The 22,943-nt window shown below is 73.5% G+C and carries 23 protein-coding genes; 7 read left to right on the top strand and 16 right to left on the bottom strand.

The window, feature by feature from the left end:
* The first annotated feature begins 152 nt into the window (after positions 1-152).
* Positions 153-1,919, top strand: coding sequence for an ABC transporter ATP-binding protein (locus PV350_RS29760; protein WP_499515637.1), 1,767 nt, complete (start codon positions 153-155; stop codon positions 1,917-1,919).
* Positions 1,920-2,006: 87 nt separating this feature from the next.
* Here the strand turns inward: PV350_RS29760 and PV350_RS29755 are convergent, their stop codons facing one another.
* A complete protein-coding gene (locus tag PV350_RS29755; protein ID WP_499515638.1) occupies positions 2,007-2,240 on the bottom strand; it encodes a hypothetical protein in 234 nt (77 codons plus the stop codon).
* Positions 2,241-2,534: 294 nt separating this feature from the next.
* On the opposite strand from PV350_RS29755, the gene PV350_RS29750 reads away from it, so the two are divergent.
* Both PV350_RS29750 and PV350_RS29745 read left to right on the top strand, forming a co-directional pair.
* Complete coding sequence (locus PV350_RS29750) at positions 2,535-3,734, top strand: PP2C family protein-serine/threonine phosphatase (RefSeq protein ID WP_500336995.1); 1,200 nt, start codon at positions 2,535-2,537, stop codon at positions 3,732-3,734.
* A 237-nt stretch (positions 3,735-3,971) separates the two neighbouring features.
* Complete coding sequence (locus PV350_RS29745; RefSeq protein ID WP_179279708.1) at positions 3,972-4,130, top strand: hypothetical protein; 159 nt, start codon at positions 3,972-3,974, stop codon at positions 4,128-4,130.
* A 123-nt stretch (positions 4,131-4,253) separates the two neighbouring features.
* On the opposite strand, the gene PV350_RS29740 is transcribed toward PV350_RS29745, so the two are convergent.
* From PV350_RS29740 to PV350_RS29705, 8 genes are all read right to left on the bottom strand, one after another.
* Positions 4,254-4,706 carry a DUF5990 family protein gene (locus PV350_RS29740; protein WP_500336993.1) on the bottom strand — a complete coding sequence of 151 codons (453 nt, stop codon included), beginning with the start codon at positions 4,704-4,706 and terminating at the stop codon, positions 4,254-4,256.
* Positions 4,707-4,708: 2 nt separating this feature from the next.
* Positions 4,709-5,080: an ASCH domain-containing protein gene (locus PV350_RS29735; protein WP_500336991.1), complete on the bottom strand. Its 372-nt coding sequence runs from the start codon at positions 5,078-5,080 to the stop codon at positions 4,709-4,711.
* Positions 5,081-5,155: 75 nt separating this feature from the next.
* Positions 5,156-6,103, bottom strand: a complete 948-nt coding sequence (locus tag PV350_RS29730; protein ID WP_499515642.1) for a carbohydrate kinase family protein — start codon at positions 6,101-6,103, stop codon at positions 5,156-5,158.
* Entirely contained in the window at positions 6,100-7,089 is a 990-nt protein-coding gene (locus PV350_RS29725; protein WP_499515643.1) for a zinc-dependent alcohol dehydrogenase family protein, read from the bottom strand. Before PV350_RS29725 ends, PV350_RS29730 begins: the two co-directional genes overlap by 4 nt.
* A complete protein-coding gene (locus PV350_RS29720; protein WP_499515644.1) occupies positions 7,086-7,937 on the bottom strand; it encodes a carbohydrate ABC transporter permease in 852 nt (283 codons plus the stop codon). Before PV350_RS29720 ends, PV350_RS29725 begins: the two co-directional genes overlap by 4 nt.
* A complete protein-coding gene (locus PV350_RS29715; RefSeq protein ID WP_499515645.1) occupies positions 7,934-8,908 on the bottom strand; it encodes a carbohydrate ABC transporter permease in 975 nt (324 codons plus the stop codon). Before PV350_RS29715 ends, PV350_RS29720 begins: the two co-directional genes overlap by 4 nt.
* 7 nt (positions 8,909-8,915) lie before the next feature.
* Complete coding sequence (locus PV350_RS29710; RefSeq protein WP_500336988.1) at positions 8,916-10,310, bottom strand: ABC transporter substrate-binding protein; 1,395 nt, start codon at positions 10,308-10,310, stop codon at positions 8,916-8,918.
* A 118-nt stretch (positions 10,311-10,428) separates the two neighbouring features.
* The gene (locus PV350_RS29705; RefSeq protein WP_499515647.1) at positions 10,429-11,190 is read right to left on the bottom strand and encodes a DeoR/GlpR family DNA-binding transcription regulator; all 762 of its coding nucleotides are present in this window, start codon (positions 11,188-11,190) and stop codon (positions 10,429-10,431) included.
* 279 nt (positions 11,191-11,469) lie between these two features.
* Here PV350_RS29705 and PV350_RS29700 point away from each other — a divergent pair, with 279 nt between their 5' ends.
* Positions 11,470-12,378 (top strand): squalene/phytoene synthase family protein, encoded by a 909-nt coding sequence (locus PV350_RS29700; protein ID WP_500336986.1) that lies wholly within the window; start codon positions 11,470-11,472, stop codon positions 12,376-12,378.
* Between the two features lie 24 nt (positions 12,379-12,402).
* Here PV350_RS29700 and PV350_RS29695 read toward each other — a convergent pair whose 3' ends face one another.
* Entirely contained in the window at positions 12,403-12,870 is a 468-nt protein-coding gene (locus PV350_RS29695; RefSeq protein ID WP_499515649.1) for a hypothetical protein, read from the bottom strand.
* A 425-nt stretch (positions 12,871-13,295) separates the two neighbouring features.
* On the opposite strand from PV350_RS29695, the gene PV350_RS29690 reads away from it, so the two are divergent.
* The gene (locus PV350_RS29690; protein WP_499515650.1) at positions 13,296-14,201 is read left to right on the top strand and encodes an MHYT domain-containing protein; all 906 of its coding nucleotides are present in this window, start codon (positions 13,296-13,298) and stop codon (positions 14,199-14,201) included.
* A gap of 47 nt (positions 14,202-14,248) precedes the next feature.
* On the opposite strand, the gene PV350_RS29685 is transcribed toward PV350_RS29690, so the two are convergent.
* From PV350_RS29685 to PV350_RS29660, 6 genes are read right to left on the bottom strand one after another with little or no spacing between them, the layout of a single operon-like run.
* Positions 14,249-15,559, bottom strand: a complete 1,311-nt coding sequence (locus PV350_RS29685) for a vWA domain-containing protein (protein WP_500336983.1) — start codon at positions 15,557-15,559, stop codon at positions 14,249-14,251.
* Complete coding sequence (locus PV350_RS29680; RefSeq protein ID WP_499515652.1) at positions 15,549-16,451, bottom strand: AAA family ATPase; 903 nt, start codon at positions 16,449-16,451, stop codon at positions 15,549-15,551. The genes PV350_RS29685 and PV350_RS29680 overlap by 11 nt, the downstream gene beginning before the upstream one ends.
* Positions 16,448-17,398, bottom strand: a complete 951-nt coding sequence (locus tag PV350_RS29675; protein WP_500336981.1) for an XdhC family protein — start codon at positions 17,396-17,398, stop codon at positions 16,448-16,450. The genes PV350_RS29680 and PV350_RS29675 overlap by 4 nt, the downstream gene beginning before the upstream one ends.
* Positions 17,395-19,773 carry an aerobic carbon-monoxide dehydrogenase large subunit gene (locus tag PV350_RS29670; protein WP_499515654.1) on the bottom strand — a complete coding sequence of 793 codons (2,379 nt, stop codon included), beginning with the start codon at positions 19,771-19,773 and terminating at the stop codon, positions 17,395-17,397. Before PV350_RS29670 ends, PV350_RS29675 begins: the two co-directional genes overlap by 4 nt.
* Positions 19,770-20,270: a (2Fe-2S)-binding protein gene (locus PV350_RS29665; RefSeq protein ID WP_499515655.1), complete on the bottom strand. Its 501-nt coding sequence runs from the start codon at positions 20,268-20,270 to the stop codon at positions 19,770-19,772. Before PV350_RS29665 ends, PV350_RS29670 begins: the two co-directional genes overlap by 4 nt.
* Positions 20,267-21,157, bottom strand: coding sequence for an FAD binding domain-containing protein (locus tag PV350_RS29660; RefSeq protein ID WP_499515656.1), 891 nt, complete (start codon positions 21,155-21,157; stop codon positions 20,267-20,269). Before PV350_RS29660 ends, PV350_RS29665 begins: the two co-directional genes overlap by 4 nt.
* Positions 21,158-21,316: 159 nt before the next feature.
* On the opposite strand from PV350_RS29660, the gene PV350_RS29655 reads away from it, so the two are divergent.
* Both PV350_RS29655 and PV350_RS29650 read left to right on the top strand, forming a co-directional pair.
* Entirely contained in the window at positions 21,317-22,276 is a 960-nt protein-coding gene (locus tag PV350_RS29655; protein ID WP_499515657.1) for a LysR family transcriptional regulator, read from the top strand.
* 154 nt (positions 22,277-22,430) lie between these two features.
* Positions 22,431-22,943 (top strand): SRPBCC family protein (locus PV350_RS29650; protein WP_500336978.1); only part of this gene is annotated, 513 nt, incomplete at its 3' end.

Genomic DNA, 22,943 nt, shown 5'->3' with positions numbered 1-22,943 from the left:
GCCCCCGGACCGGCCCCCCAGTCGGCCGGGACCGGTCAGCGCCCCCCTGACGGTGTCCGTGGGAGCGCTCACAGCCTAGGATTCCGCGGTGACCGGACGATGAGCCAGTGCCGTCTCATCACCCCGCGCCCTCGTGCACCCGGAGTCCCCGCATGGCGTCGCCGCACGGCCCGCTCGACCACCGCTACCGCGGTGAGCACCCGATCCGCACCCTCGCCTACCTCTTCCGGCACGACCGCGGCCGACTGGCCCTGGCCGTGCTGGCGTTCATGGTCAAGCACACCCCGATCTGGCTGACCCCGCTGGTCACCGCGCAGATCATCGACGTCATCGTGCAGCACCGGCCGCTGTCGGGCATGCTGCTCGGCACCGGCGTGCTGCTGCTGATGCTGGTCCTCAACTACCCCTTCCACCTGCTGTACGTGCGCTGCTGGTACGGCAGCGCCCGCCGCACCGGCACCCGGCTGCGCTCCGCGCTGTGCCAGCGCATGCAGCAGCTCTCCATCGGCTACCACACGAAGGTCAACTCCGCGGTCCTGCAGACCAAGGTCATCCGGGACGTCGAGGCCATCGAGCAGGCGGTCCAGCAGACCGGCGACATGGGCCTGTCCGCGCTCGCCACGCTGCTGGGCGCGCTGGTGGTCATCGCCGTGCAGGCACCGTCCTTCCTGCCGGTCTTCCTGGTCGTCGTGCCCGCGACGTCCGCGCTGGTGATGTGGCTGCGGGGGCGGCTGCGCGAGTCCAACGAATCGTTCCGCCAGGAGGTCGAGCAACTCTCCTCGCGGGTCACCGAGATGACCACCCTCATCCCCATCACCCGCGCCCACGGCCTGGAGTCCACCGCGCTGCGCCGTGTGGACGGCACGCTCAGCCAGGTCCTCACCGCGGGGCTGCGCCTGGACCGGCTCAACGGCCGCTTCGGCTCCCTCGCCTGGATCGTCCTCAACGTCCTGGGCACCTGCTGCCTGCTCGGCTCCGCGCTCGCCGCGTACCACGGCTGGCTCGGCGTCACCCCCGGCGACGTCGTCATGCTGACCACCTACTTCTCCGCCCTCACCGCGGCCGTGACCACCCTGCTCAGCCTCACCCCCGTGGTGAGCAAGGGACTGGAGTCGGTGCGCTCGGTCGGCGAGGTGCTGCAGGCGCCCGACCTCGAGCAGAACGCGGGCAAGTCCGAGGTGGCCGCCGTCCGCGGGCGGGTGGACTTCCAGGGCGTCGGATTCACCTACGACGACGCCGCCGACCACTCGGTGCGCGACTTCTCGCTCTCGGTCCGACCGGGCGAGACCATCGCACTGGTGGGCGCCTCGGGGGCCGGCAAGTCGACCGTCCTCAACCTCGTCATCGGCTTCCTGCGCCCCACCGAGGGCCGGATCCTGCTGGACGGGGCGGACATGGAGACCCTGGACCTGCGCAGCTACCGCCGCTTCGTGTCCGTCGTGCCGCAGGAGTCCATCCTCTTCGAGGGCACCATCCGGGAGAACGTCGCGTACGGCATGCCGGGCGTCCCCGAGGAGGCGGTACGGGAGGCCCTGCGGGCCGCCAACGCCCTGGAGTTCGTGGAGCGGCTGCCGGCCGGTCTCGGCACGGTCGTCGGCGAGCGGGGCGCCCGGCTGTCCGGCGGCCAGAAGCAGCGCCTGGCCATCGCCCGCGCGCTGATCCGCGACCCCCGTGTGCTGGTGCTGGACGAGGCGACCTCCGCCCTCGACTCCCGCTCCGAGGCCCTCGTCCAGCAGGCGCTGGAACGCCTGGTGGCCAACCGCACCGTCTTCGTGGTGGCCCACCGGCTGTCCACCATCCGCAACGCCGACCGCATCGTCGTCATGGACGACGGAAGGATCACGGAGGTCGGCCCGCACGAGCAACTGCTCCGCGCAGGCGGCCCGTACGCCGCGCTGCGCAGCGCCCAGACCGCCTGAGCCGGCCGGCCCGCACGCGCCCGGGGGCGCCCTCCGCGTTCGCGGAGCGGCGCCCCCGGGGGGTTTCCGCGCGGATCGGGCCGAGGGTCAGCGGCGGTGGTGGTTGACGACGTGGTGGTGACGGTGCGTCCGGTGCCCGTGCCAGCGGTGGTGATGACGCTTGCCGTGGTGGCTGTGGTGGCCGCGCCCGTGGTCACCGTGCGTGGCGTGCGTGCCGTGGGCGCGGACGGACTCCGGCGTGACGGCGCCGGCGCCGGCCGCACCGCCCAGGACGACGGCCACGGCCACACCGACCGCGGCCACGAAACGGGAAACGCGCATGGATCGACTCCTGTCTCCGCGGGTGCCGTGGGCACCCGCACGGGTGGGACACGAGAAGCGTCGGGCCTCGGTGTGCCGGTTAAGGCGCGGCACGCCCGTATTGGCACTCGATTTGCTGGAATATGACGTTCTGCGGAACCGGCGCCTGTAGGCGATCCGGGGATGCCCGCGCCGCCGCGGCATCGCGTGACCAGGCGGAGCCGCAGGTCAGGGGCGGTGCGATGTTTCGGGCGAGGTGTCCGGGGCAAGTGCCCCACGTCCCGGCCCGCGGCCGGGGACGCGCACCGACAGGTGATGGTGACGGTGGACGACACCGGCTTCGGCACCCTGCTGAGCGGGCTCCTGCAGCGCTCGCACGAGGTCGCCCCGGAGGACTGGGGCGCCGCCCTCGCACGTGCCGCCCACGAGGTGGGCCTCGACGACGTGACGGTCCTCCTCGCCGACGTACAGCAGTCCCGGCTCGTCCCGCTGCCGGGCGGCCCGGCCGGCGGTGCGCGCCGCGCCGTGGCCGTCGACGGCACGCCCGCGGGCGCCGCCTACCGGACGGTCTCCCTGCGCCTGAGCGAGCGCGACGACCGGATCACGATGTGGCTCCCGCTCGTGGACGGCGTGGAGCGGATCGGCGTCATGGAGGTCACCGCCCACCGGATCGACCCCGAACTGCTCGCCCGCTGCCGCGCGCTCGCCGACGTGACGAGCCTGGCGATGGTCTCCGGTGCGGGGGCGGGCGACGACATGCTGCGGCTCGTCCGCAGCCGCCCGATGAGCGCCGCCGCGGAGCTGGTGTGGGCCTTCCTGCCGCCGCGGACCCTCGGCACGGCCGAGGTGACCTCCAGCGCCGTGCTGGAACCCGCGTACGAGATCGGCGGCGACGCCTTCGACCACAGCCTCCAGGGGAACCACCTGCACCTGGCGGTGGTCGACGCGATGGGCCACGACCTCGCCTCGGGGCTCGTGGCGGCCGTGGCGCTGGCCGGCTGCCGCGCGGCCCGGCGCGCCGGCGCGGACCTCGGCGAGATCGTCAAGTCCGTGGACGAGACCCTGGCCGAGTGGATCCCGGACCGGTTCGCGACCGCGGTCTTCGCCGACCTCGACGTCCGCAGCGGCCAGTTCGCGTGGGCGAACTGCGGGCACCCCGCGCCCCGGCTGATCCGCGCCCGGCACGTGGTCACCGGCGCCCTGGAGCGCGACGCGGACCTGCCGCTCGGCCTCGGTCCGGAGTGCGGCGGACGCCCGCGCTCCGTCCACTCCACACGGCTGGAACCCGGTGACCGGGTCCTGGTCCACACCGACGGCGTGACCGAGTCCCGCACCGAGGGCGGCGACGAGTTCGGCGAGCGGCGCCTCACCGAGTACGTCGTGCACGCCACCGCGCTCGGCGACCCCGCCCCGGAGGCCCTGCGGCGGCTCGTCCACGCCCTCCTGGCGCACCGGCACGGCCGTCTCGACGACGACGCCACCGTCCTGCTCGCCGAGTGGCACCCCACCCGCTGAATGCGGCTGCCCGGAGCGGTTTCCACCGCACGGCCCGGGGCAGCCGCATTCCGACGGCCCACGGACCGCCCGCGCGGTGGCGGACACGGTCGGTGCCGCGGCCATCGCGCAGCGCGACGGCCGCCGGGCGCCCGCCGGGTGTCCACGAGAAACATGCCCTGATCGGGAATGTTATGTCGTGTAAATCACGTTCGAACGGGTATGCGGTGTCGAGAAGACCTGAGGAGGCGCCCAGCCGTGGACACACGCAACGGCCACCCGACCAGCACCCGCATCCCCCGCGACCAGCAGATACGCACCTGCCGGCCTGCTGTCGTGAAGGAAGGCCGGGGCAATCCGCCGCAGCGGGAGCCCGACAGCGGCAAGGAATGGAACATCGTCAGGGGCGAGGACTGAGGGACCCGAGCCCCCCTGTGACGGAACGGGACCACTGCCCGGCGCCGGTGGGAAGGCGGAAGCGGTCGTGCGGACCGTGGGCGCGCCCACCGGTGGGGTGGCGGTCCCGTTCGCGCGTCCTCGTCAGCCCCTGGCGTCAGGCGCCTGCGCCGACCACGAGATGAGCGGCGGCCGTACGGAGGCGCACAGCGGGCCGCCCCTGGCGTCGGTGAGGCCCAGCCGCCCGACGAGCATCCCGGAGCGTGCGGCCTCGCGGAGCGTCCCCGTCCCTACGCCGTCGAGCATGAGCTTGGCGCGGCGGAACATCGTGAAGCCGCCGTCACCGGCCAGCGTGCCCCAGGACAGGTAGACGAAGCGGGCGCCGGGGCCGCCCTGGACGTAGGGGCCCGTGACGTCGACGCCGTCAGGGGTCTCACGGACCCGGCAGTCGAGGTCCCACGTCGCCGCCGCGGCGTCCCCCGGCCGCGGGTCCAGGAGTTCCGAGGAACGGGCGCGGCGCTGCACGGCGACGTGGACGCCGGCGTGGTCGCCGAAGCCGCGGCCGGGCAGGTCGCGTGCCTCGATGCGGAGCCGCACGGTCAGCCCCCCGCCGTCACGAGCCGGAACGCCAGGCACACCACGGACGTCGCGTCCTCGACGGGGGTGCCCGCGCGTTCCCAGAAACGGCGGTGCCCGGCCCGCCAGTCGGTGAGGGAGGCGTCCCCCTCACCCCCGGCGGCGGCGTGCTCCCACGTCACGTCCGCGAAGGACGTCACCGCCACGCCCGTGATCTCGATGACGCCCACGCAGCGGCTCTCCCGGTCCAGCAGGGCCAGCCGCTCGCCGACGAACTCCAGCCCCTCGGACTCCTCGACGTACTCGGACAGCAGTCCGGTCGTCGCGGTCTTCCTGCCCGCCAGGACCAGGGAGTTCAGCTCGTCCCGCAGCGCGTCGGGCGTGCCGAGCTCCATGGAGCGCATTCCGTCGACCCGCGGCCACATCGGCGTACCGCCCCTCGGTGCGTGGGAGTGCCGTCCGCGGGATCATCACACGACGGGTGTCACCTCCGCCAGGAACGGAGGGTCCGCGCCCGCCCGCCCGCAGGTCAGAGCCGCGACCCGCGCGGCGAGTTCCAGGGCGTCGGCCACCGCGGGCGGCACGGGACCGCCGTCCGCGGCCGCGCGCAGCCGCCCGCGGGCCGCCGCCCCGCCGAGCAGCCCGGCGGTGAGGAGACCGGCGAGCAGACCCGCCATGAAGGCGTCACCGGCGCCGATCGTGTCGACGACCTCCACCCGGTGGGCGGGGACACGGTGCCGTCCCCCCGGTGCCCAGTGGGCCTCGGCACCTCCCGCGCCCCGGGTGAGGACGACCAGGCGGGGACCGCGGCGCGCCCAGTCGGCGGCGACCTCGCCCGGATCCCGTCCGGGGTGGAGCCACCCGAGGTCCTCCTCGCTGGCCTTCACCACGTCGGCGAGCGCCACCAGCCGTTCCACGCGCGGCCGTTCGGTCTCCGGCGGACCGAGCAGCGCGGGCCTGAGGTTCGGGTCGTACGAGACGGTGTGCCCACGCCGCCGGACCGCCGCGGCCAGGGCGAACAGCCGCCCCGCACCCGGCTCCAGCGCGGTGGCGATCGAACCGGTGTGGAGGTGCCCCGGCACGCCGAGCGGTCCGACCGGGGGGAGGTCCCAGGTGATGTCGAACCGGTACGCGGCGCTGCCGCTCCCGTCGAGCTCGGCCCTGGCCGTGGACGTCGGTGCGTCCACGACCGACCCCGGCAGCAGCGCGACGCTCCCCTCCACCAGCCGTTCGACCAGTGCGTCGCCGTGCGCGTCCCGGCCGATGCGCGTGGCCAGGGTGACCGGGTGCCCGAGCCGGGCCAGACCGAGCGCGGTGTTGGCCGGGCTGCCGCCCGGGTGGGCCTGCCGCGTCCCGTCGGGCCCGACGACCACGTCGGTCAGTGCCTCGCCGGCGACCAGCGTGGCGGGCGCGGTCACGGTCGCACCAGGATCTTGCGGCCGACCCCCGCCGCGAAGCGCTCGATGGCGTGGGGGTAGTCGGTGAGCGGGAAGCGGTCGCTGATGAACACCCCGGGATCCAGCACCCCGGCGGCGAAGAGCTCGGCGGCCCGCTCGTAGCTGTGCAGGACCGCCATGGAGCCCGTGATGGTGATCTCCTCGTTGTAGATCCGGTACGGCTCGATGACCGCGCGGGCGGCGTAGTCGGCGACCCCGAACTGCAGGAAGGTGCCACCCCTGCCGACCCGTTGCAGCCCGTCCTGGATCGCGGCGGCGTTGCCGGTGGCGTCCACGACGACCTCCCACCCGCGCGGGCGGGCGATCTCCTCCGCCGAGCCGGCCGTGTTGTCGCAGCCCAGCAGCCTTGCGGTGGCGAGCCGTTCGGGGTTGACGTCGACGACGTCCACGCTGGCCGCCCCCGTCCGCTTGGCGAGCTCCAGCATCATCAGGCCCATCGTTCCCGAGCCGTAGATCAGCACATGGGCGCCGAGCCGGCTGCGCAGCACGTCGTAGCCGCGCACGGCGCACGACAGCGGCTCGATCAGCGCGGCGTCCGCGGTGGCCACGTGGTCGGGCAGGACCACGCAGTTGGCGACCGGTGCGACGGCGAACTCGGCGGCGCCGCCCGGCTCGGTGACCCCGATCGCGGCCCACCGCTCGCACAGGTTGCCGCGGCCCAGGCGGCAGTAGTGGCACTCGCCGCAGTGCAGCGAGGGGTCGACGGCGACCCGGGCGCCGACCGCCACCTCCGTGACGGCCGAACCGACCGCGACCACCTCGCCGGCGAACTCGTGCCCCGGCACGATCGGCAGCGTCGGCGCGAACTCGCCCTGCAGGATGTGCAGATCCGTTCCGCACAGGCCGCAGGCCGCGACCGCGACCACCACGTCCCGAGGACCGGGGGCGGGGTCCTCGACGGTGGCGAGCTCGATCTTCCCGGGCTCGGCGATGACGACTGCCTTCACTTGACGGCTCCCAGTGACAGGCCCTGGACCAGTCGGTCCTGGGCGGCGAATCCGGCGACGAGGACGGGCAGGGACACCACGACGGCCGCGGCGCAGACCTTGGCGAGGAAGAGTCCCTGGCTGGTGACGAAGGAGGTGAGGAAGACCGGCGCGGTCACCGAACGGACACCGGTGAGCACCCGGGCGAAGAGCATCTCGTTCCAGCTGAAGATGAAGCAGATCAGCGAGGTGGCCGCGATGCCGGGGGCGGAGACGGGGATGACGATGCGGCGGAAGACGGCCGGCAGTCCTGCGCCGTCGATCGCGGCGGCCTCGATGATCGCCACCGGGATCTCGGCGAGGAAGGACCGCATCATCCAGACCGCGATCGGCAGGTTCATCGAGGTGTAGAGCAGGACCATCAGCCAGACGTTGTCCAGCAGTCCGAGGTTCTGCGCCACGAGGTAGATAGGCAGCAGCCCGGCCACCGCGGGCAGCATCTTCGTCGACAGGAAGAAGAACAGCACGTCGGACCACTTGCGGACGGGACGGATCGACAGCGCGTAGGCGGCGGGTATCGCCAGTGCCAGCACCAGGAGGGTGGAGACCAGGCTCGCCGTCAGGGAGTTGACCAGGGCGGGCCACGGGCTGGCGCCGGTGGCGGCGCCGAAGAACTCCCGGTAGCCGTCGAGGGTGAGCCCGGCGCCGAGGGAGGGCGGGTTGGTGGCGGCGTCCGTCTCGCTGTGCAGCGAGGTCACCACCATCCATGCGATCGGCGCGACGAACAGCAGGGCGGCGGCCCAGGCGACCAGCCCCCACAGGGAGGCGGAACGACGCCTGCGCGCACCGGGCGCGGCCACGGCGCTCATGAGGACTCCTCCTTCAGGAGCGTCGACACCAGGCGCAGCGCGAGGGTGGCGACGACGATGGTCCCGGCGACCACGACCACGCCGGCCGCCGAGGCCCGGCCGTAGTCGTGCGCCTTGTAGAAGGACTCGTAGATCGTGTACGGCAGGTTGGCGGTGCCCAGGCCGCCCGAGGTGAGGGTGAAGACCGCGTCGAAGTTCTGCACGACGTAGACCGAGCCCAGCAGCGCGGCCAGTTCGAGGTAGCGCCGCAGGTGGGGCAGGGTCAGGAAGCGGAAGACCTGCCAGGCGTTCGCGCCGTCGACGCGGGCCGCCTCCACCGCCTCCGTGGAGCGGCTCTGCAGTCCGGCGAGCAGGATCAGCATCATGAACGGGGTCCACTGCCACACCAGCGAGGCCCCGATCGCCCCGAGCGGCATCGAGGTGATCCAGTCCGGCTGCGGCGGGCGTTCGCTGCCGAACAGCTGCCACAGCCAGGTCAGGGCGCCGTTGAACAGCCCGTACTCGGGGTTGTAGAGGGCGTGCTTCCACAGCAGCGCCGAGGCGACCGGAACCAGGAGGAACGGCGCGATCAGCAGGGTCCGCACCAGTCCGCGGCCGCGGAACCGCCGGTCCAGCAGCAGCGCCAGGCCCAGTCCCAGCACGAGGCTGACCAGGACGACGCCGGCCGTGAGCCAGACGGTGGTCAGTACGGACGCCCGCAGGTCGGCGTCGCCGAACACGTCGGCGTAGTTGGTCAGTCCGGTGAAGCCGCGCCGGTCGGGGTAGAGGGCGTTCCAGTCCATGAAGGAGATCACCAGCGTGGCCACGAAGGGCAGCTGGGTGACGACCACCATGAACACCAGCGCCGGCATCAGGGGCGCGCGCCGGGCCCACGCGGCGGCCCGGCCGGGGCCCGCGGTCCGGGCGGCCGCCGCCCGGACCGGTGCCCGGCCGCGCACCTCCTGCGTGACGGCGCTCGACGTACCGGTCATGGCCGAATCACCCGTTCCGGTACTGGGCGGCGACCTTCTCCGCGAGCTGCTGGGCCTTGTCCAGCGCCGCGTCCACCGAGGTGCGCCCGGCGATCGCGGAGGCGATCTCCTGCGAGACCTTGGTGCCGAGGTCCGGGAACTCGGGGATGTCGACGAACTGGATGCCGAGCGTCGGCCGCGGCTGGACGCCCGGGTCGCGCGGGTCGGCCCCGGCGATGGCCTCCTCGGTGGCCTTGGCGAAGGGGCCCGCCACCTTCAGGTAGTCCGCGTTCGCGTACGTGGAGGTGCGCTTGCCCGCCGGGACGCGGGCCCAGCCGAGCTTCTCGCCGACGAGTTCCTCGTACCCCTTGCCGGACGCCCAGGCCACGAACTTCGCCGCGTCGTCCTGGTGCTTGCCCGCCTTCTGGATGCCCCACGCCCAGGTGTACAGCCAGCCGGAGTTGTCGGTCTTCACCACGGGCGCCGGGGCATAGCCGACCTTGCCGGCGACGGGGGAGTCGGCACTGTCGAGGATCCCGGCCGCCGAGGTGGCGTCGTACCACATGGCGGTCTTGCCCTGCTGGAAGGCGCCCAGGCACTCCGCGAAGCCGGCCTGCGGCGCGCCCGCCTCGCCGTGCTCGCGGACCAGGTCGACGTAGAACTTCGTCGCCTCCTTGAAGGCGGGCGCGTTCACCTGGGCCTGCCAGTCCTTGCTGAACCAGGTGCCTCCGAAGGTGTTGACGACGGTGGTCAGCGGAGCCATCACCTCGCCCCAGCCGGGCAGCCCGCGCAGGCAGATGCCCTTCATGCCGGGCTCGGCGCCGTCGGCCTTCGCCGCGAGGCCGCCGACCTGCTGCCAGGTGGGGCGGTCGGGCATGGTGAGGCCCTTCGCCTCGAACACGTCCTTGCGGTACATCAGGAACGACGACTCGCCGTAGAACGGCTCCGCGTACAGCTTCCCGTCGGCGCCGGTCAGGCTCTCCCTCATCGACGGCAGGATGTCCGCCTGGTCGAAGTCCGGGTCCTTGGCGACGGTGTCGTCCAGCGGGGCCAGCCAGCCGTTCTTGCCGTAGATCGGCGCCTCGTAGTTGCTGATGGACGCGACGTCGTAGGTGCCGGCCTGGCTGGAGAACTCCTGGCTGATCTTGTCGCGGACGTCGTTCTCGGGCAGCACCGTGAAGTTGACCTTGATGCCGGTGCTCTTGGTGAAGTGCGACGCGGTCAGCTTCTGCAGGTCCAGCATCTGCGGGTTGTTGACCATGAGGACGTTCACGGAGGCGCCGTCGCCCTCGCCGTCCCCTCCGCCGCCACCCGCGCCGGCGCAGCCGGTGGCGAGCAGGGCCGTGCAGGCCCCGAGTGCGGTCAGCCGGACGGCGGCGCGGCGCCGTGGCGCCCTTGCGCGGTCGGTGTCGGTCCTGGACATGGGGAGGCCTTCCTGTGAGGGGGATCCCGGCGGCGGGCCCGCGGCCCGGGGCGCGTCGGGGTGTGCCGGGGCGACCTGCGGCGGCTCGCGCGCAGGGTGGAGGGGGAGGTGCGGTGGATCAGACGCGGATCACGTTGGGGCCGAGCAGCGAGTAGCGGTGGGCCTCGGGGGCCGGCAGGCCCGTGTCGGTGACGATCGTCTCGAAGTCGCCGATCTCCGCGAACCGGCAGAAGCTCGAGGCGCCGAACTTGGTGTGGATCCCGACCAGGACGCGGCGCCGCGCGGAGCGCACCGCCTGCGCCTTGACGTCCGCGACGACGGGATCGGGGGTGGTCAGGCCGAAGTCGCGGGATATGCCGTTGGCCCCCATGATCGCCAGGTCGATGACGAAGGAGGACAGCATCTGGGTGGCCCAGGAGCCGACGGTGGCCAGGGTGCGGCCCCGTACGCGGCCCCCGAGCAGCAGCACGGTGGTCTCGGGGGACTGGGCGACCGCCGCCGCGGTCGGCAGCGAGGCGGTCACCACGGTCAGCGGGCGGCCGGTGGGGAGCAGCGCCGCCAGCAACTGCTGGGTGTAGCCCTCGTCGATGAAGACGGTCTCCGCCTCGCCGAGCAGCTTCACCCCCGCCGCGGCGATCCGGCGCTTGCCCTCCACCTGGTGGGTCTCGCGGCGGGCCAGGTCCGTCTCGAAGCCGGCGCTCTCCACCGGGTACGCCCCGCCGTGGGTCCGGCGGACCAGTCCGCGCCGCTCCAGTTCGCTGAGGTCGCGGCGGATCGTCTCCGGTGCCACCTTGAAGTCCGCAGCCAGTGCGGTGACCTCCACCCGTCCGGCCTGCCGCACCAGGGCCAGGATCCTGTGCTGCCGTTCGTCGCCGCGCATGGCCGCACCTCCCTGGTCCCGGTTCCGTCATGGCCGTTCGGGCATCGGCCGCCCGTTTCCGCCCGTCCGAGATTTATACCGCCGGGGGGAGCGGTGCGGTCAGCCCGTACAAGGGCGGAGTGCGCCCGTTTCTGCCCGCTTCCGGAAGTGAGGTGACGCAGGTCGGCGATGGTTCGACCGGATCACGCCAGTGAGTTTGCGGGTTTTTCTGCGTTTGGGTGATCATCGGGTGACGTCAGGGGTGACGTCCGGCCGGCGGACGACGGGAGCGGCGCAGCGATGAGCAGGTGGCGGAAGACCCTCGACCGGGCCGGCATCACCGACCCCGCCCTGCGCGAGGCGTACACCGCCCAACGCCGCCTGGTGGCGCGCTTCGACCGGGCCTCGTACGCCGCCGTGCGGCTGCTGCTGCCGGCGCCGCTCGTCCCCGACGCCCTCGCGGCCACCGCCTTCATGCACCACAGCGACAACCTGCTGGACCGCGGTCCGGACGGCCGCGGTGCCTTCGCCGCGTGGGAGGCGCAGGTCCGCGCGGCCCTCGCGGGTGATCCGGGGGACCCGCTGACGCGTGCCCTCGCCCACACCGTCACCCGGCGGCCGGCGCTCCGGGGCATCGTCGCGGACTACCTCGTCGCCGCCCCCGCCGACGCCGAGTGGCGCGGCCTCGCCACCGAGGCCGACTTCCAGGCCTACGTCGACGCGTACGCGCTGCCCGCCTTCCTCCTCGTCGCGGGACTGCTCGCGCCGCCCACCGGCTTCGACGCCTACCGTGCCGCCTGCCGCACCTTCATCGAGGCCGCCCAGCGCCTGGACTTCCTGGAGGACATGGCCGAGGACCTCGCGGACGGGCGGCTGGGCGTCCCCGAGGACGCCCTGGCCCGCCACGGCCTGAGCCGCGCGGCCCTGGCCCGGGACCCCGACCCGGCGTCGGTGGCCGCGCTCGTCCGCGACCAGGCAGGGCTGGTGCGGTCCGGCTTCGCCGGCGCGTGCGGGCTCGTGGACCTCGTCCCGGAGCCCAACCGCCCCATGGTCAGGGCCCTCATCGCGCTCCAGGGGCACCGGTTGCGCAGCGTGGAGCGAGCCGGCGCGACGCTCGCCCGGCGACCCGCCCCGCGTCCGCTGGGTCCCGCCCTGCTCACCCTCGCCCGCGCGTACGCGAGCACCTTCCGGCACCGCGCGCGGCGGTAGGCCGTGTCGTCCGGCAGCGCCGCGTCACGCCGTGGACGAACCGGGCGGGCGGTGCCGGCCCGCGGCGAGGACCTCGGAGAGGCTCACGGCGGGACAGCCGAGCATCCCCGTCAGCACGCGCCGCTGGCGCTCGGTCAGCGGGGCGACGAAGACCGCCGCGTCGGCATCGGCCCCTTCGCAGACCGCGGCTGCCTCGCGGACCTTCCCGTGGCTCAGCAGGGTCCGTGAGGAATAGGGCAGGGCCATCTTCGCGACCCCGCCGTCCGAGACACCGCGCCGCTGGACGATCCGCCCGACGACCCGGGCACCGCGCGCCGTCAGTTCCGCGGCCGCCGCATCCATGAGCGCGGCGAAGTCCTTCTCCTTCGCGGAGAAGAGGCCGACGACCACGACGCCGGCCCCCGCCACCTCCACGGGCGCGACCTGGCGTTCGCCGGACCCCGGCCTCGCAGGGCGAGCCGGACGCCGGTCGCGCCGTCGGGGCTGGTGCATGACCCACAGGGTAGACGCCGACGCCCCGCCACCGGTGGCGATGCGCGTGGTGCCGCCGACCGGGACCGAAAGAACGGGCCGAGCGGTCCACCGCCCGGGAAAGCCCGCCCAATGCCTCCGTCCGGCCACCGGGTTGACGGGAATTCACGGTGGTGAGAATTATCCGGGCGGGAACTTACTGTTTCCGTTTCCGTCGGCATGCGGCGTCGCGGAGAAGTTAGTATAAGGTTCAAGAATCGGTCGTCCGGGTGGGGGCCGGCGGGCCGGTCCCGCCTGTCCGTGTCTCATGGAACGGCAATCGTTCGCTGCGGGATCGCCCGGTGCCGCATTGTCGACGGCGCGCGCCGGAGGGGACGGCAGGCAAAGATGCCGGCCCGGTCCGCAGCCGTAGTGCTCGCCGTCTGTGCCAGGTGGGGAGTTCATCAATGGGGCACCAGCAACATCTGTATTCGCACGCCTTCTATCCCGTGCTCGCCTACGTGATGGCGGCCTTGGGCTCGGGCCTCGGGCTCGCCTGTGCGGCCCGCTTCCACGCGCGGGGGCTCGCCAAGGGCTGGCCGTGGCTGGCCGCCGGGGCGCTGACCCTCGGGTCGGGCATCTGGGGCATGCACTTCATCGCCATGCTCGGCTTCTCCGTCGACGGCGTCGAACTCCGTTACGACGTGCCGCTGACCGCGCTCAGCCTGGTCGTCGCGATCGTGATCGTGGGTGTCGGCATGCTGGTCGCCGGCCTGAAGCGGTCCTGGGGCGGGCTGCTCGCCGGGGGAGTCGGCGCGGGGATCGGAGTCGCCGCGATGCACTACCTGGGCATGGCGGCCCTGCGCTTCCCCGGCACCTTCGACTACACGACCACGCTCGTGGTGCTCTCGGTGGTCATCGCGGTGGCGGCCGCCACCGTGGCGCTCTGGTTCACCCTGCGCGTGACAGGGGCCCGCGCGACGGTGGGAGCCTCGCTGGTGATGGCGATCGCCATCAGCGGCATGCACTACACGGCCATGACGGCCGTCACGGTACGGAGCGTGTCGGGGGTCGTGAGCGAGGACGGCGTCACCGGGATCACCCTCGTCGCCCCGCTCATCATCGGCCTGGGCATCGAGGTGCTGCTGGTCCTCTTCGCCGTCCTGGTGAATCCCGTCGAGGTCGTGGGGAACCCGGGGGCGGCGCCGCGGGAGGAATTCACCTCCCGACCGTACGAGAACCGCCCGGCTCCCGAGGCCGTGCAACACACGGCACCGGCGAGTTATCACGTCCCGGCTCCCGCCGCGCGCTTCGAGGCATTCGGTGGCGAGCAGGCGGATCCGTACCGCGATTCCCGTGAATACCGGAGCTGAAATCCGGGAATCGAAGGAGAGTACAGCGGGCCGGGCCGTCAGGGACGTCATTCCCGTCGGCCCGGCCCCCTTCCGTTTGTCTTTCCGCTTTCCTTTCCGGTTCCTTTTCCCCGCGCGCTTCCGCCGATCGCCTCGGCCACCTCGGCGAGCGCGGCGAAGGTGTGGCCGCTGACGAACTCGTCGCAGTGGGGGAGCGCCGCCGCCATGCCGCCCGCGAGGGGAAGGTAACCCGGCGCCGCCTTGCGGGGGTTGACCCATATGACGCGGTGCGCCAGCCGCCGCAGCCGGGCGGCCTCACGCCCCACCGCCCGCGGGTCCTCGCCCTCCCACCCGTCGGAGAAGATCACGACGATCGCGCCGCGTGCCATGCCGCGGCGGCCGAAGCGGTCGTTGAACTCCGCCAGCGCGTGCCCGATCCGGGTGCCGCCCGACCAGTCCGACGCGGCGGCCCCCGCCCGGCGCAGCGCCGCGTCCACCCCGCTCCGCCCCGAGTGGCGCAGCACCGGGGTGAGGCGGGTCAGGCGTGTGGCGAAGACGAAGACCTCGGCGGCCACACCGACCGCCGCCGCGCGGGGGAAGAGCCTGAGGTAGGCACGGGCGTACGGCTCCATCGAGCCCGAGACGTCGCAGAGCAGCACCAGCGGGCGGCGCCGCAGCCGGGGGCGCGACCGGGCCAGGCGCACGGGCTCCAGCCCCGTCGTGCGGATCGCGCGCAGCGTGCGGCGCGGGTCCACCCGGGGGCCGTGCGGATCGGTGTCGCGGCGCCGGGTCCTGCGCAGCGGGGTGCGCAGCAGAATCAGCTCCATCAGCCGGTCCAGGGCGGCCAGTTCCGCCGCGTTCAGGGCGGCGAAGTCCTTGTGGGCGACGACCTCCGCGGTGCTGCCCAGCGTCGGCACCGTCCCTGCGGGGCCGGCCGCCTCCTCCCCGGTGCGGGGCCCGGCCACCGTGCGTGCCGGCCCCGTCCCGGCGGGTGCCGGGCCCGGTGCCGTGCGGGCGCCGGGGGACGGGGCCAGCCGCGCGGCGTCCTCGGCGGCGTCCGGGGGAGCGGCGGTACGGTCCCCGCGTTCCGCGGGAACGCCCCCGAGCCCGCCGAACACACCCTCGAAGACCCGCTCGAAGGGCGCGACGAGTTCCCGGTCGGTCACGAAGGCCAGCCGCGCTGTCCAGTACAGGGCCTCCCGGTCCACCGGCGGCACCAGTCGCAACGACCGCAGGAAGCACACCGTCCGCTCGGGGGTGACCGGCAGGCCCGCGCGGCGCAGCGCCTCGCCGAGCCGGCCGCCGAACTCCGCCGTGTCGAACAGCGGCATCGGCAACGGCAGCGGCCGCGCCGGCCCGGACGCCGGCTCAGGCGTCACGGCCGCTGCCCACGAGCCACTCCAGGCCCCGGTCCCGCACCAGTTCCTGGTCCTCCCGGTACTTCAGCAGCGTACCCAGGGTCGCCCCCGCGGCCTCGGCGTCCAGGCGCCGTACGCCGAGCAGGGCGAGCGCCGCGAGCCAGTCGATGCTCTCGGCGATGCCCGGGGCCTTCTGGATCTCCAGGCCGCGCAGCCGCCGCACCGCCGCGGAGATCGCCTCCGCGAGTTCCGCCGAGGTCCCGGGCACCCGGCGGCGGACGATCCGCACCAGGCGCTCGGGGTCGGGGTAGTCGATCCAGTGGTAGAGGCAGCGCCGTTTGAGGGCGTCGTGCAGATCACGGGTGCGGTTCGAGGTGAGCACCACGACGGGCGGCACCACGGCACGGATGGTGCCGAACTCCGGGATCGTCACGGCCGACTCGGCCAGCACCTCCAGCAGGAAGGCCTCGAAGTCGTCGTCCGCCCGGTCGATCTCGTCGATCAGCAGCACCGCGGGCTCCGGGCCGGGATGGGTGAGCGCGGTCAGCACCGGGCGCCGCAGCAGGTACTCCTGCGTGAACAGGTCGGCCTCGGCGAGCCGTTCGCCGCGCGACTCGGCGAGCCGGATGCCCAGCAGCTGGCGCGCGTGGTTCCACTCGTACAGGGCCTCCGCCGCGTCGAGGCCGTCGTAGCACTGCAGCCGCACCAGCGGGCCGCCCAGCACACCGGCCAGCGCCTTCGCCGCCTCCGTCTTGCCGACCCCGGCCTCGCCCTCCAGCAGCAGCGGCTGCGGCAGCCGCAGCGCCAGGAACAGCGCGGTGACCAGTCCGGGGTCCGCGAGGTAGCCGTGCTCGTCGAGCGCCCGGCGCAGACCCGCGGCGTCCGGGACGCGCTCCTGCGCGAACGTGCTCACCGCGCCTCCGCGTAGCGGGCGGGGTCGGCCTCGAACGCCGTGCGGCAGCCCGCGCAGCAGAACCAGCGGCGCTCGCCCCCGGCGTCGGAGTGCGGGGTGTCCGGTACGGCGGCCACCGTCATCCCGCAGACCGGGTCCAGCGCGGTGGCCGGTGCGGGCTCTCCCGCGGCGGACGGCCCGCCCACCGGGGGCGCGCCGTGCGCCTCGTCCCCGCCCCGTACCGAGGCGACCACCTCGGCGAGGATGGACAGCGCGATCTCGCCCGGGGTACGGGCGCCGATCCACAGGCCCGCGGGCGTACGGACCGCGTCCCGCTGCTCCCGCGTCAGGTCCAGCCCGGCGACCACCGCCGCCCCGCGCCGGGGACTGGCCACCAGCCCGACGTACGGCACGCCCGCGCGCACCGCCGCCGTCAGCGCGGCCTCCTCGTCACGCCCGTGCGAGGCCACCACGACCGCGCGGACCCCGGCCAGCGCGGTGAACCCGCCGGCGGGCGGCCCCGCGACCTCGTAGCCGAGGGCGGGGCCGAAGCCGGTCAGGGCCCGGGCGATGGGCGTGTCGCCCAGCACCAGGACGCGCGGGACGGGACGCCGGGGTTCGAGGAAGATCTCCAGCTCCCCGCCCGACAGGCATGGGTTGCGCAGGCTCAGTGCCCCGTCCTCCGCCTCGGGCTCCACGCCGGCGCCCTCGTCCGCCGCCTGCGGGGAGATCCGCAGCAGCAGTGCCTCGCCGCTGGCCAGCGTCCGCAGCGCCTGCGCGCGGACCGTGGCCTCCGCGCAGACGCCGCCGACGAACCCCTCGATCCGGCCGTCCTCCAGCACCACGGCGGTGTCGCCGGGGCGCGCGCTCGCCGGGCGGCGGGCGCGCACCACGGTCGCCCTCACGAACGGGACGTGGCGCGCGGTGAGATCGGCGATCCGCGCGTCCAGCACCGGGGCCTGGCTCATTGCGGCGCCTCGACCTGGCCGTGCCGCATGGCCTGCCACACCCGGCCGGGCGTGAGCGGCATGTCGGCGTGACGCACGCCGATCGCGTCGAGCACCGCGTTGACCACCGCGGGGGGCGAGCCGACGGTCGCAGACTCGCCGATGCCCTTGGCGCCGATCGGGTGGTGCGGGGACGGTGTGACGGTGTGCCCCAGCTCCCAGGCCGGCACCTCGAGCGCGGTCGGCAGCAGGTAGTCCATGAAGGAGCCGGACAGGCAGTTGCCGTCCTCGTCGAAGCCGATGAACTCCATCAGCGCCATGCCGACCCCGTCCGCGAGGCCGCCGTGCACCTGCCCCTCGATGATCATGGGGTTGATGCGCGTCCCGCAGTCGTCCACCGCGATGAAGCGCCGCACCTTCACCGCGCCCGTGCCCGGGTCGACGTCGACCACGCAGATGTACGCCCCGAACGGGTAGGTCAGGTTGGGCGGGTTGTAGACTGTGGTGGCCTCCAGATGGCCCTCGACGCCCTCCGGCAGCTCCAGTGCGCCGTGCGCGGCCAGCGCGATCTCCTGGATCGTCCGGGTCATCGCCGGGTCGCCCTTGACCGACCAGCGGCCCTTGGTCCACTCCAGGTCGTCGGGCGACACCTCCAGCATCGCCCCCGCGATGATTCGTGCCTTGTCCCGCACCTTGCGGGCGACCAGCGCGGCGGCCGCGCCGGACACGGGGGTGGAGCGGGAGCCGTAGGTGCCGAGCCCGAAGGGCGTCTGGTCGGTGTCGCCGTGCACCACGTCGATGTCCTCGGGCGGGATGCCCAGTTCCTCGGCGACGATCTGCGCGAACGTCGTCTCGTGGCCCTGCCCCTGCGTCTGCACGCTCAGCCGCACCACGGCCTTGCCCGTGGGGTGGACGCGCAGCTCGCAGCCGTCGGCCATGCCCAGACCCAGGATGTCCATGTGCTTGCGCGGGCCCGCGCCCACCGTCTCGGTGAAGAACGACAGCCCGATGCCCATGAGTTCACCGCGTCCGCGCTTGTCCGCCTGCTCGCGGCGCAGTTCCTCGTAGCCGGCGAGGTCCATGGCCTTGCGCAGGCAGGCCGGGTAGTCGCCCGAGTCGTACTCCCAGCCGGTCTTGTTCTGGTACGGGAACTGCTCGGGCCGCAGCAGGTTGCGCATCCGCAGTTCGGCGGGGTCGGCGCCGAGTTCGGCCGCGAGGCAGTCCACCATACGCTCGATCAGGTACACCGCCTCGGTGACGCGGAAGGAGCAGGCGTAGGCGACGCCGCCCGGCGCCTTGTTGGTGTAGACGCCGGTGACCTCGCAGTGCGCCGCCTCGATGTCGTACGAGCCGGTGAAGATGTGGAAGAAGCCCGCCGGGTACTTCGTCGGCTGCGCCGTGGAGTTGAAGGCGCCGTGGTCGGCGAGGACCTTGACGCGCACACCGAGGATGCGGCCCTCGCGGGTCGCCGCGATCTGACCCGTCATGTGGTAGTCGCGGGCGAAGGAGGTGCTCATCAGGTTCTCCGAGCGGTCCTCCACCCACTTGACCGGCTTGCCCGTGACGATCGAGCCGACGACCGCGCACACGTACCCGGGGTAGATGCCGACCTTGTTGCCGAAGCCGCCGCCGATGTCCGGGGAGATGACCCGGATCTTGTGCTCGGGCAGCCCCGCGACCATCGCGTACAGCGTGCGGTGCGCGTGCGGCGCCTGGGTGGTCGTCCAGAGCGTCAGCTTGCCGTCGACCGGGTCCATGGAGGCCACCGCGCCGCAGGTCTCCAGCGGCGCGGGGTGCACGCGCGGGTAGAGCATCGTCTGCTCGACCACGACGTCGGCGCCGGCGAACACCTCGTCGGTGGCGGCCCGGTCGCCGGCCTCCCAGTCGAAGATGTGGTTGTCCGTACGGCCCTCCAGGTCGTCCCGGATGACCGGAGCGGCCGGGTCGAGGGCGCGGCGCGCGTCGATGACGGGGTCGAGCGGCTCGTAGTCCACGTCGATCAGCTCGATCGCGTCGCGGGCCGCGTAGTGGTCCTCGGCCACGACGAAGGCGACCTCCTGGCCCTGGAAGCGCACCTTGTCGGTGGCGAGCACCGCCTGGGTGTCCATCGACAGCGTCGGCATCCACGCCAGCCCGAGCCCGGCCAGCGTCTCCCCGGTGATCACGGCCTTGACCTTGGGGTGCGCCTCGGCGGCGGAGGTGTCGATGGACACGATCCGGGCGTGCGCGAACGGGCTGCGCAGCACCGCGCCGTGCAGCATGCCCGGCAGCTTCACGTCGTCCACGTAACGGCCTTTGCCGCGGACGAAGCGCGGGTCCTCCTTGCGCTTCATCCGGCCGAAGCCGATCGGCCGCTCCTCGGCGGCGGGCGCGGCGGGTTCCTCGACGGTGGTCATGCCTGGCTCCCCGCTTCCGCACGGCTGCCGGCCTCGTGGGCGGCGGCCCACCGGATGGCCTTGACGATGTTGAGGTAGCCCGTGCACCGGCACAGCTGCCCCGAGATGGCCTCGCGGACCTCGTCCTCGGACGGGTCGGGGTTGCGGTCCAGCAGGGCCCGGCCGCTGAGCATCATCCCCGGGGTGCAGAAGCCGCACTGCAGCCCGTGCTCCTCGATGAAGCCCTGCTGCACCGGGTCGAGGCGGTCGCCGTCCGCCAGCCCCTCGACGGTGCGGATCTCATGGCCCTCGGCCATGGCGGCCAGGACCGTGCAGCTCTTGACCGGCTCGCCGTCCATCAGCACCACGCAGGTGCCGCAGTTGCTGGTGTCGCAGCCCCAGTGCGTCCCGGTCAGCTCCAGGTCGTCGCGGAGGAACCGGACGAGCAGATGGCGGGCCTCCACCTCACGGGTGTGGTCCTCACCGTTGACGTTCACCGTGATCCGCACGTCCGTCATCCCTCCTTCGCGGCCGCGGCCGGGGCGGTGGCCCGGGCGACGGCGCGCCGCAGGGCCCTCTTGGTCAGTTCTCCGGCCAGATGCCGCTTGTACTCGGCCGGTCCGCGGCTGTCGGTGACGGGCGAGCAGCTCGCCGACGCCACGCGCCCGGCCTCCTCGACGAGCTCCGGCGACGGCTCACGGCCCTCCAGCAGCTCCTGCACCGCCTCCGCGTGCAGCCCGTCGGCGCCGACCGCCGCCAGACCCACCCCGACGTGCGTCATGCGACCGTCGTCGAGGGAGAGCGCCACCCCGGCCGCCGCCACCGCCCAGTCACCGGCCTTGCGCTCCAGCTTCTCGTAGGCGCTGCCGGAGTGGGCCAGGACCGGGAAGCGCACCTCGGTGAGCATCTCCCCGGCGCCGACCGCCGTCTCGTACGGTCCGCGGTGGAAGTCGGCCATGGCGACGGTGCGCTCGCCGTCCGCGCCGCGGATCACGGCCACCGCGCGCAGCGCCGCGCACACCGCCGACAGGTCCTCGGACGGGTCGGCCTGGCACAGCGAGCCGCCGATGGTGCCGCGGTTGCGGACCGGCGGGTCGGCGATCACCCGCTCGGCGTCGTGGATGATCGGGAAGTGCCGGCCGACCAGCGGCGACTCCAGCAGGGTGCGGTGCCGGGTGAGGGCGCCGACCCGCAGCTCGCCGCCGGTCTCGTCGATGTGGTCGAGTTCGGTGAGGTCGTTGATGTCGACGAGCACCTCCGGCCCGGCCAGACGCAGCTTCATCATGGGGAGCAGGCTGTGCCCTCCCGCGAGGACCCTGGCCTCCTCGCCGAAGCGCCCCAGCAGTTCCAGGGCCTCCTCCACGCTCTGCGCCCGTTGGTACTCGAACGAAGCGGGTACCTGCACGGCACCCTCCTTCCCTGCCCGGACGGTCGACGGTGTGGGTCGATGCGGGGTGCATGTGGGGGGAACACTCGCGCCGCGGGCGGGGTCGGTCAACGGCAACTGAAGGGAATGGTTAATCCGGACTGAGACAGTTGACGCTCGAACAGATGTAATGTCCCCATGACGCTCACGCAGTTGAGGGCCTTCGTCGCCGTGGCCCGACTGGGATCGGTCAAGGCTGCCGCCGAGTCGCTGGGCGTCACCGAGCCCGCGGTGTCCGGGGCCGTCGCGGCGCTCCGCCGCGAACTGGGCGACGTCCTCTTCATCCGCGCGGGCGGCGGCATCAGCCTCACCCCGGGCGGACAGCGCCTGGCCGCGGGAGCCGCCGAGATCGTCGGCCTGGCGGAGGAGACCCGCCACCGCGTACGGCAGGCCAGCGCCGGCACCGTCCAACTGCGGGTGGCGTCCACCGAGACCGGTGCCGAGCAGGTGCTGCCCGCCCTTCTCGCGTCCTTCGGACGGCGCCAGCCCGACCTGGACGCCGACACGCTGGCGGTGCCCGTCGGGGTCTTCGGCGAACTGCTCAGGGACCGCAGGGCCGACGTCACGATCGGGCCCGCGCCGGCCCCGCACCCGGCGATCGAGTCCGTGCCCTTCCTCCGCTTCCAGCTGGTCGTCGTCGCGGCGCCCGGTCACCCGTTGCGGCAGCACTCCCGTATCGCCCCCGGGCGGCTCGGTCGCGAGCCCTGGCTCTTCGGCCCCGCCGGCATGGACCCCGACACCCTCGCCGGTGCCTTCCTCGCCCGCATCGGCGTCGACCCCGCCAAGGCCACCGCCTTCCCCAGCGTGACCGCCTCGCTCAACGCCGTCGCCGCGGGCGACGGGGTGACGCTGGCCCTGCTGCACGTCGTGCGCGAGGAGTTGCGGCGCTCGCACCTCGTCGTCCTCGACGTCCTCGGCATGCCGATCAACGGGATGCTGTACGCGAGCACCCTCGCCTCGGACCGGCGCTCCGCGGTCGCCGCCGCCCTGTGCCGGTTCGTCACCACCCCCGCCGCCACGCAGGCCCTGCTCGCCCGCTCCAACGGCGTCCCGCTCACGGAGTTCCGGCCGCCGGTCCACGTCACGCTCTGGAGCTGACGACCCGGGCGTGCGGGCTCCCCGGGCGGCCCCGCGACCGGCGTCTTAAGCGAACGCTGAACTGCGCGTTGACGGCCTGCGACGGCGGGCCCAAGGTGTGGGCACCGTCCGGGACCGCCGATGACGCCACGACCGGAAGAGAGGTCTGCCCTCGATGGACTTCACCAACGAGTTCCGAGTGAGCCTGCCGCCGGACCAGGCCTGGGCCCTGCTCACCGACGTCGAGCGGATCGCGCCGTGCATGCCGGGCGCCCAGCTCACCGGGCGGGACGGCGACACGTACAACGGCCTCGTGAAGGTGAAGGTCGGCCCGGTGACCGTCCAGTACAAGGGCACCGCCGCCTTCGAGGAGCAGGACGCCGCGAGCCGGACCGCGGTGCTGCGGGCGCGCGGTCGTGACGCCCGGGGCCAGGGCAACGCCGACGCGCGCATCACCGCGCGGCTGGTTCCCGAGGGCGAGGCGACGATGGTGACGGTGGAGACCCGGCTGACGGTCACCGGGAAGATCGCGCAGTTCGGCAAGGGCATGATCGAAGAGGTCAGCAGGAAGCTGCTGGGCCAGTTCGTGGAGGCCCTGGAGCGGCAACTGGCCGAGGAGCGTGCTCCCGAGCCCGCCGCGGTCGGCGGGCTCGGGAGCACGCTCCTCGGCCAGTTGCCGCTCCAGGGC

It is taken from the genome of Streptomyces sp. PA03-6a (assembly GCF_033792765.1).
In the GTDB taxonomy this organism is placed as follows: domain Bacteria; phylum Actinomycetota; class Actinomycetes; order Streptomycetales; family Streptomycetaceae; genus Actinacidiphila.
The sequence above is the reverse complement of the archived record's forward strand: the minus strand, read 5'-3'. Positions and strand labels throughout refer to the sequence as shown.

Excerpts from the sequence above, each read along its gene's own strand:
- PV350_RS29700 (WP_500336986.1), top strand. The coding sequence starts at position 11,470 with ATGAGCAGGTGGCGGAAGACCCTCGACCGGGCCGGCATCACCGACCCC.
- PV350_RS29760 (WP_499515637.1), top strand. The coding sequence starts at position 153 with ATGGCGTCGCCGCACGGCCCGCTCGACCACCGCTACCGCGGTGAGCAC.
- PV350_RS29690 (WP_499515650.1), top strand. The coding sequence starts at position 13,296 with ATGGGGCACCAGCAACATCTGTATTCGCACGCCTTCTATCCCGTGCTC.
- PV350_RS29735 (WP_500336991.1), bottom strand. The coding sequence starts at position 5,080 with ATGGAGCTCGGCACGCCCGACGCGCTGCGGGACGAGCTGAACTCCCTG.
- PV350_RS29755 (WP_499515638.1), bottom strand. The coding sequence starts at position 2,240 with ATGCGCGTTTCCCGTTTCGTGGCCGCGGTCGGTGTGGCCGTGGCCGTC.
- PV350_RS29655 (WP_499515657.1), top strand. The coding sequence starts at position 21,317 with ATGACGCTCACGCAGTTGAGGGCCTTCGTCGCCGTGGCCCGACTGGGA.
- PV350_RS29670 (WP_499515654.1), bottom strand. The coding sequence starts at position 19,773 with ATGACCACCGTCGAGGAACCCGCCGCGCCCGCCGCCGAGGAGCGGCCG.
- PV350_RS29720 (WP_499515644.1), bottom strand. The coding sequence starts at position 7,937 with ATGAGCGCCGTGGCCGCGCCCGGTGCGCGCAGGCGTCGTTCCGCCTCC.
- PV350_RS29715 (WP_499515645.1), bottom strand. The coding sequence starts at position 8,908 with ATGACCGGTACGTCGAGCGCCGTCACGCAGGAGGTGCGCGGCCGGGCA.
- PV350_RS29750 (WP_500336995.1), top strand. The coding sequence starts at position 2,535 with ATGGTGACGGTGGACGACACCGGCTTCGGCACCCTGCTGAGCGGGCTC.
- PV350_RS29665 (WP_499515655.1), bottom strand. The coding sequence starts at position 20,270 with ATGACGGACGTGCGGATCACGGTGAACGTCAACGGTGAGGACCACACC.
- PV350_RS29675 (WP_500336981.1), bottom strand. The coding sequence starts at position 17,398 with ATGAGCCAGGCCCCGGTGCTGGACGCGCGGATCGCCGATCTCACCGCG.
- PV350_RS29695 (WP_499515649.1), bottom strand. The coding sequence starts at position 12,870 with ATGCACCAGCCCCGACGGCGCGACCGGCGTCCGGCTCGCCCTGCGAGG.
- PV350_RS29710 (WP_500336988.1), bottom strand. The coding sequence starts at position 10,310 with ATGTCCAGGACCGACACCGACCGCGCAAGGGCGCCACGGCGCCGCGCC.
- PV350_RS29705 (WP_499515647.1), bottom strand. The coding sequence starts at position 11,190 with ATGCGCGGCGACGAACGGCAGCACAGGATCCTGGCCCTGGTGCGGCAG.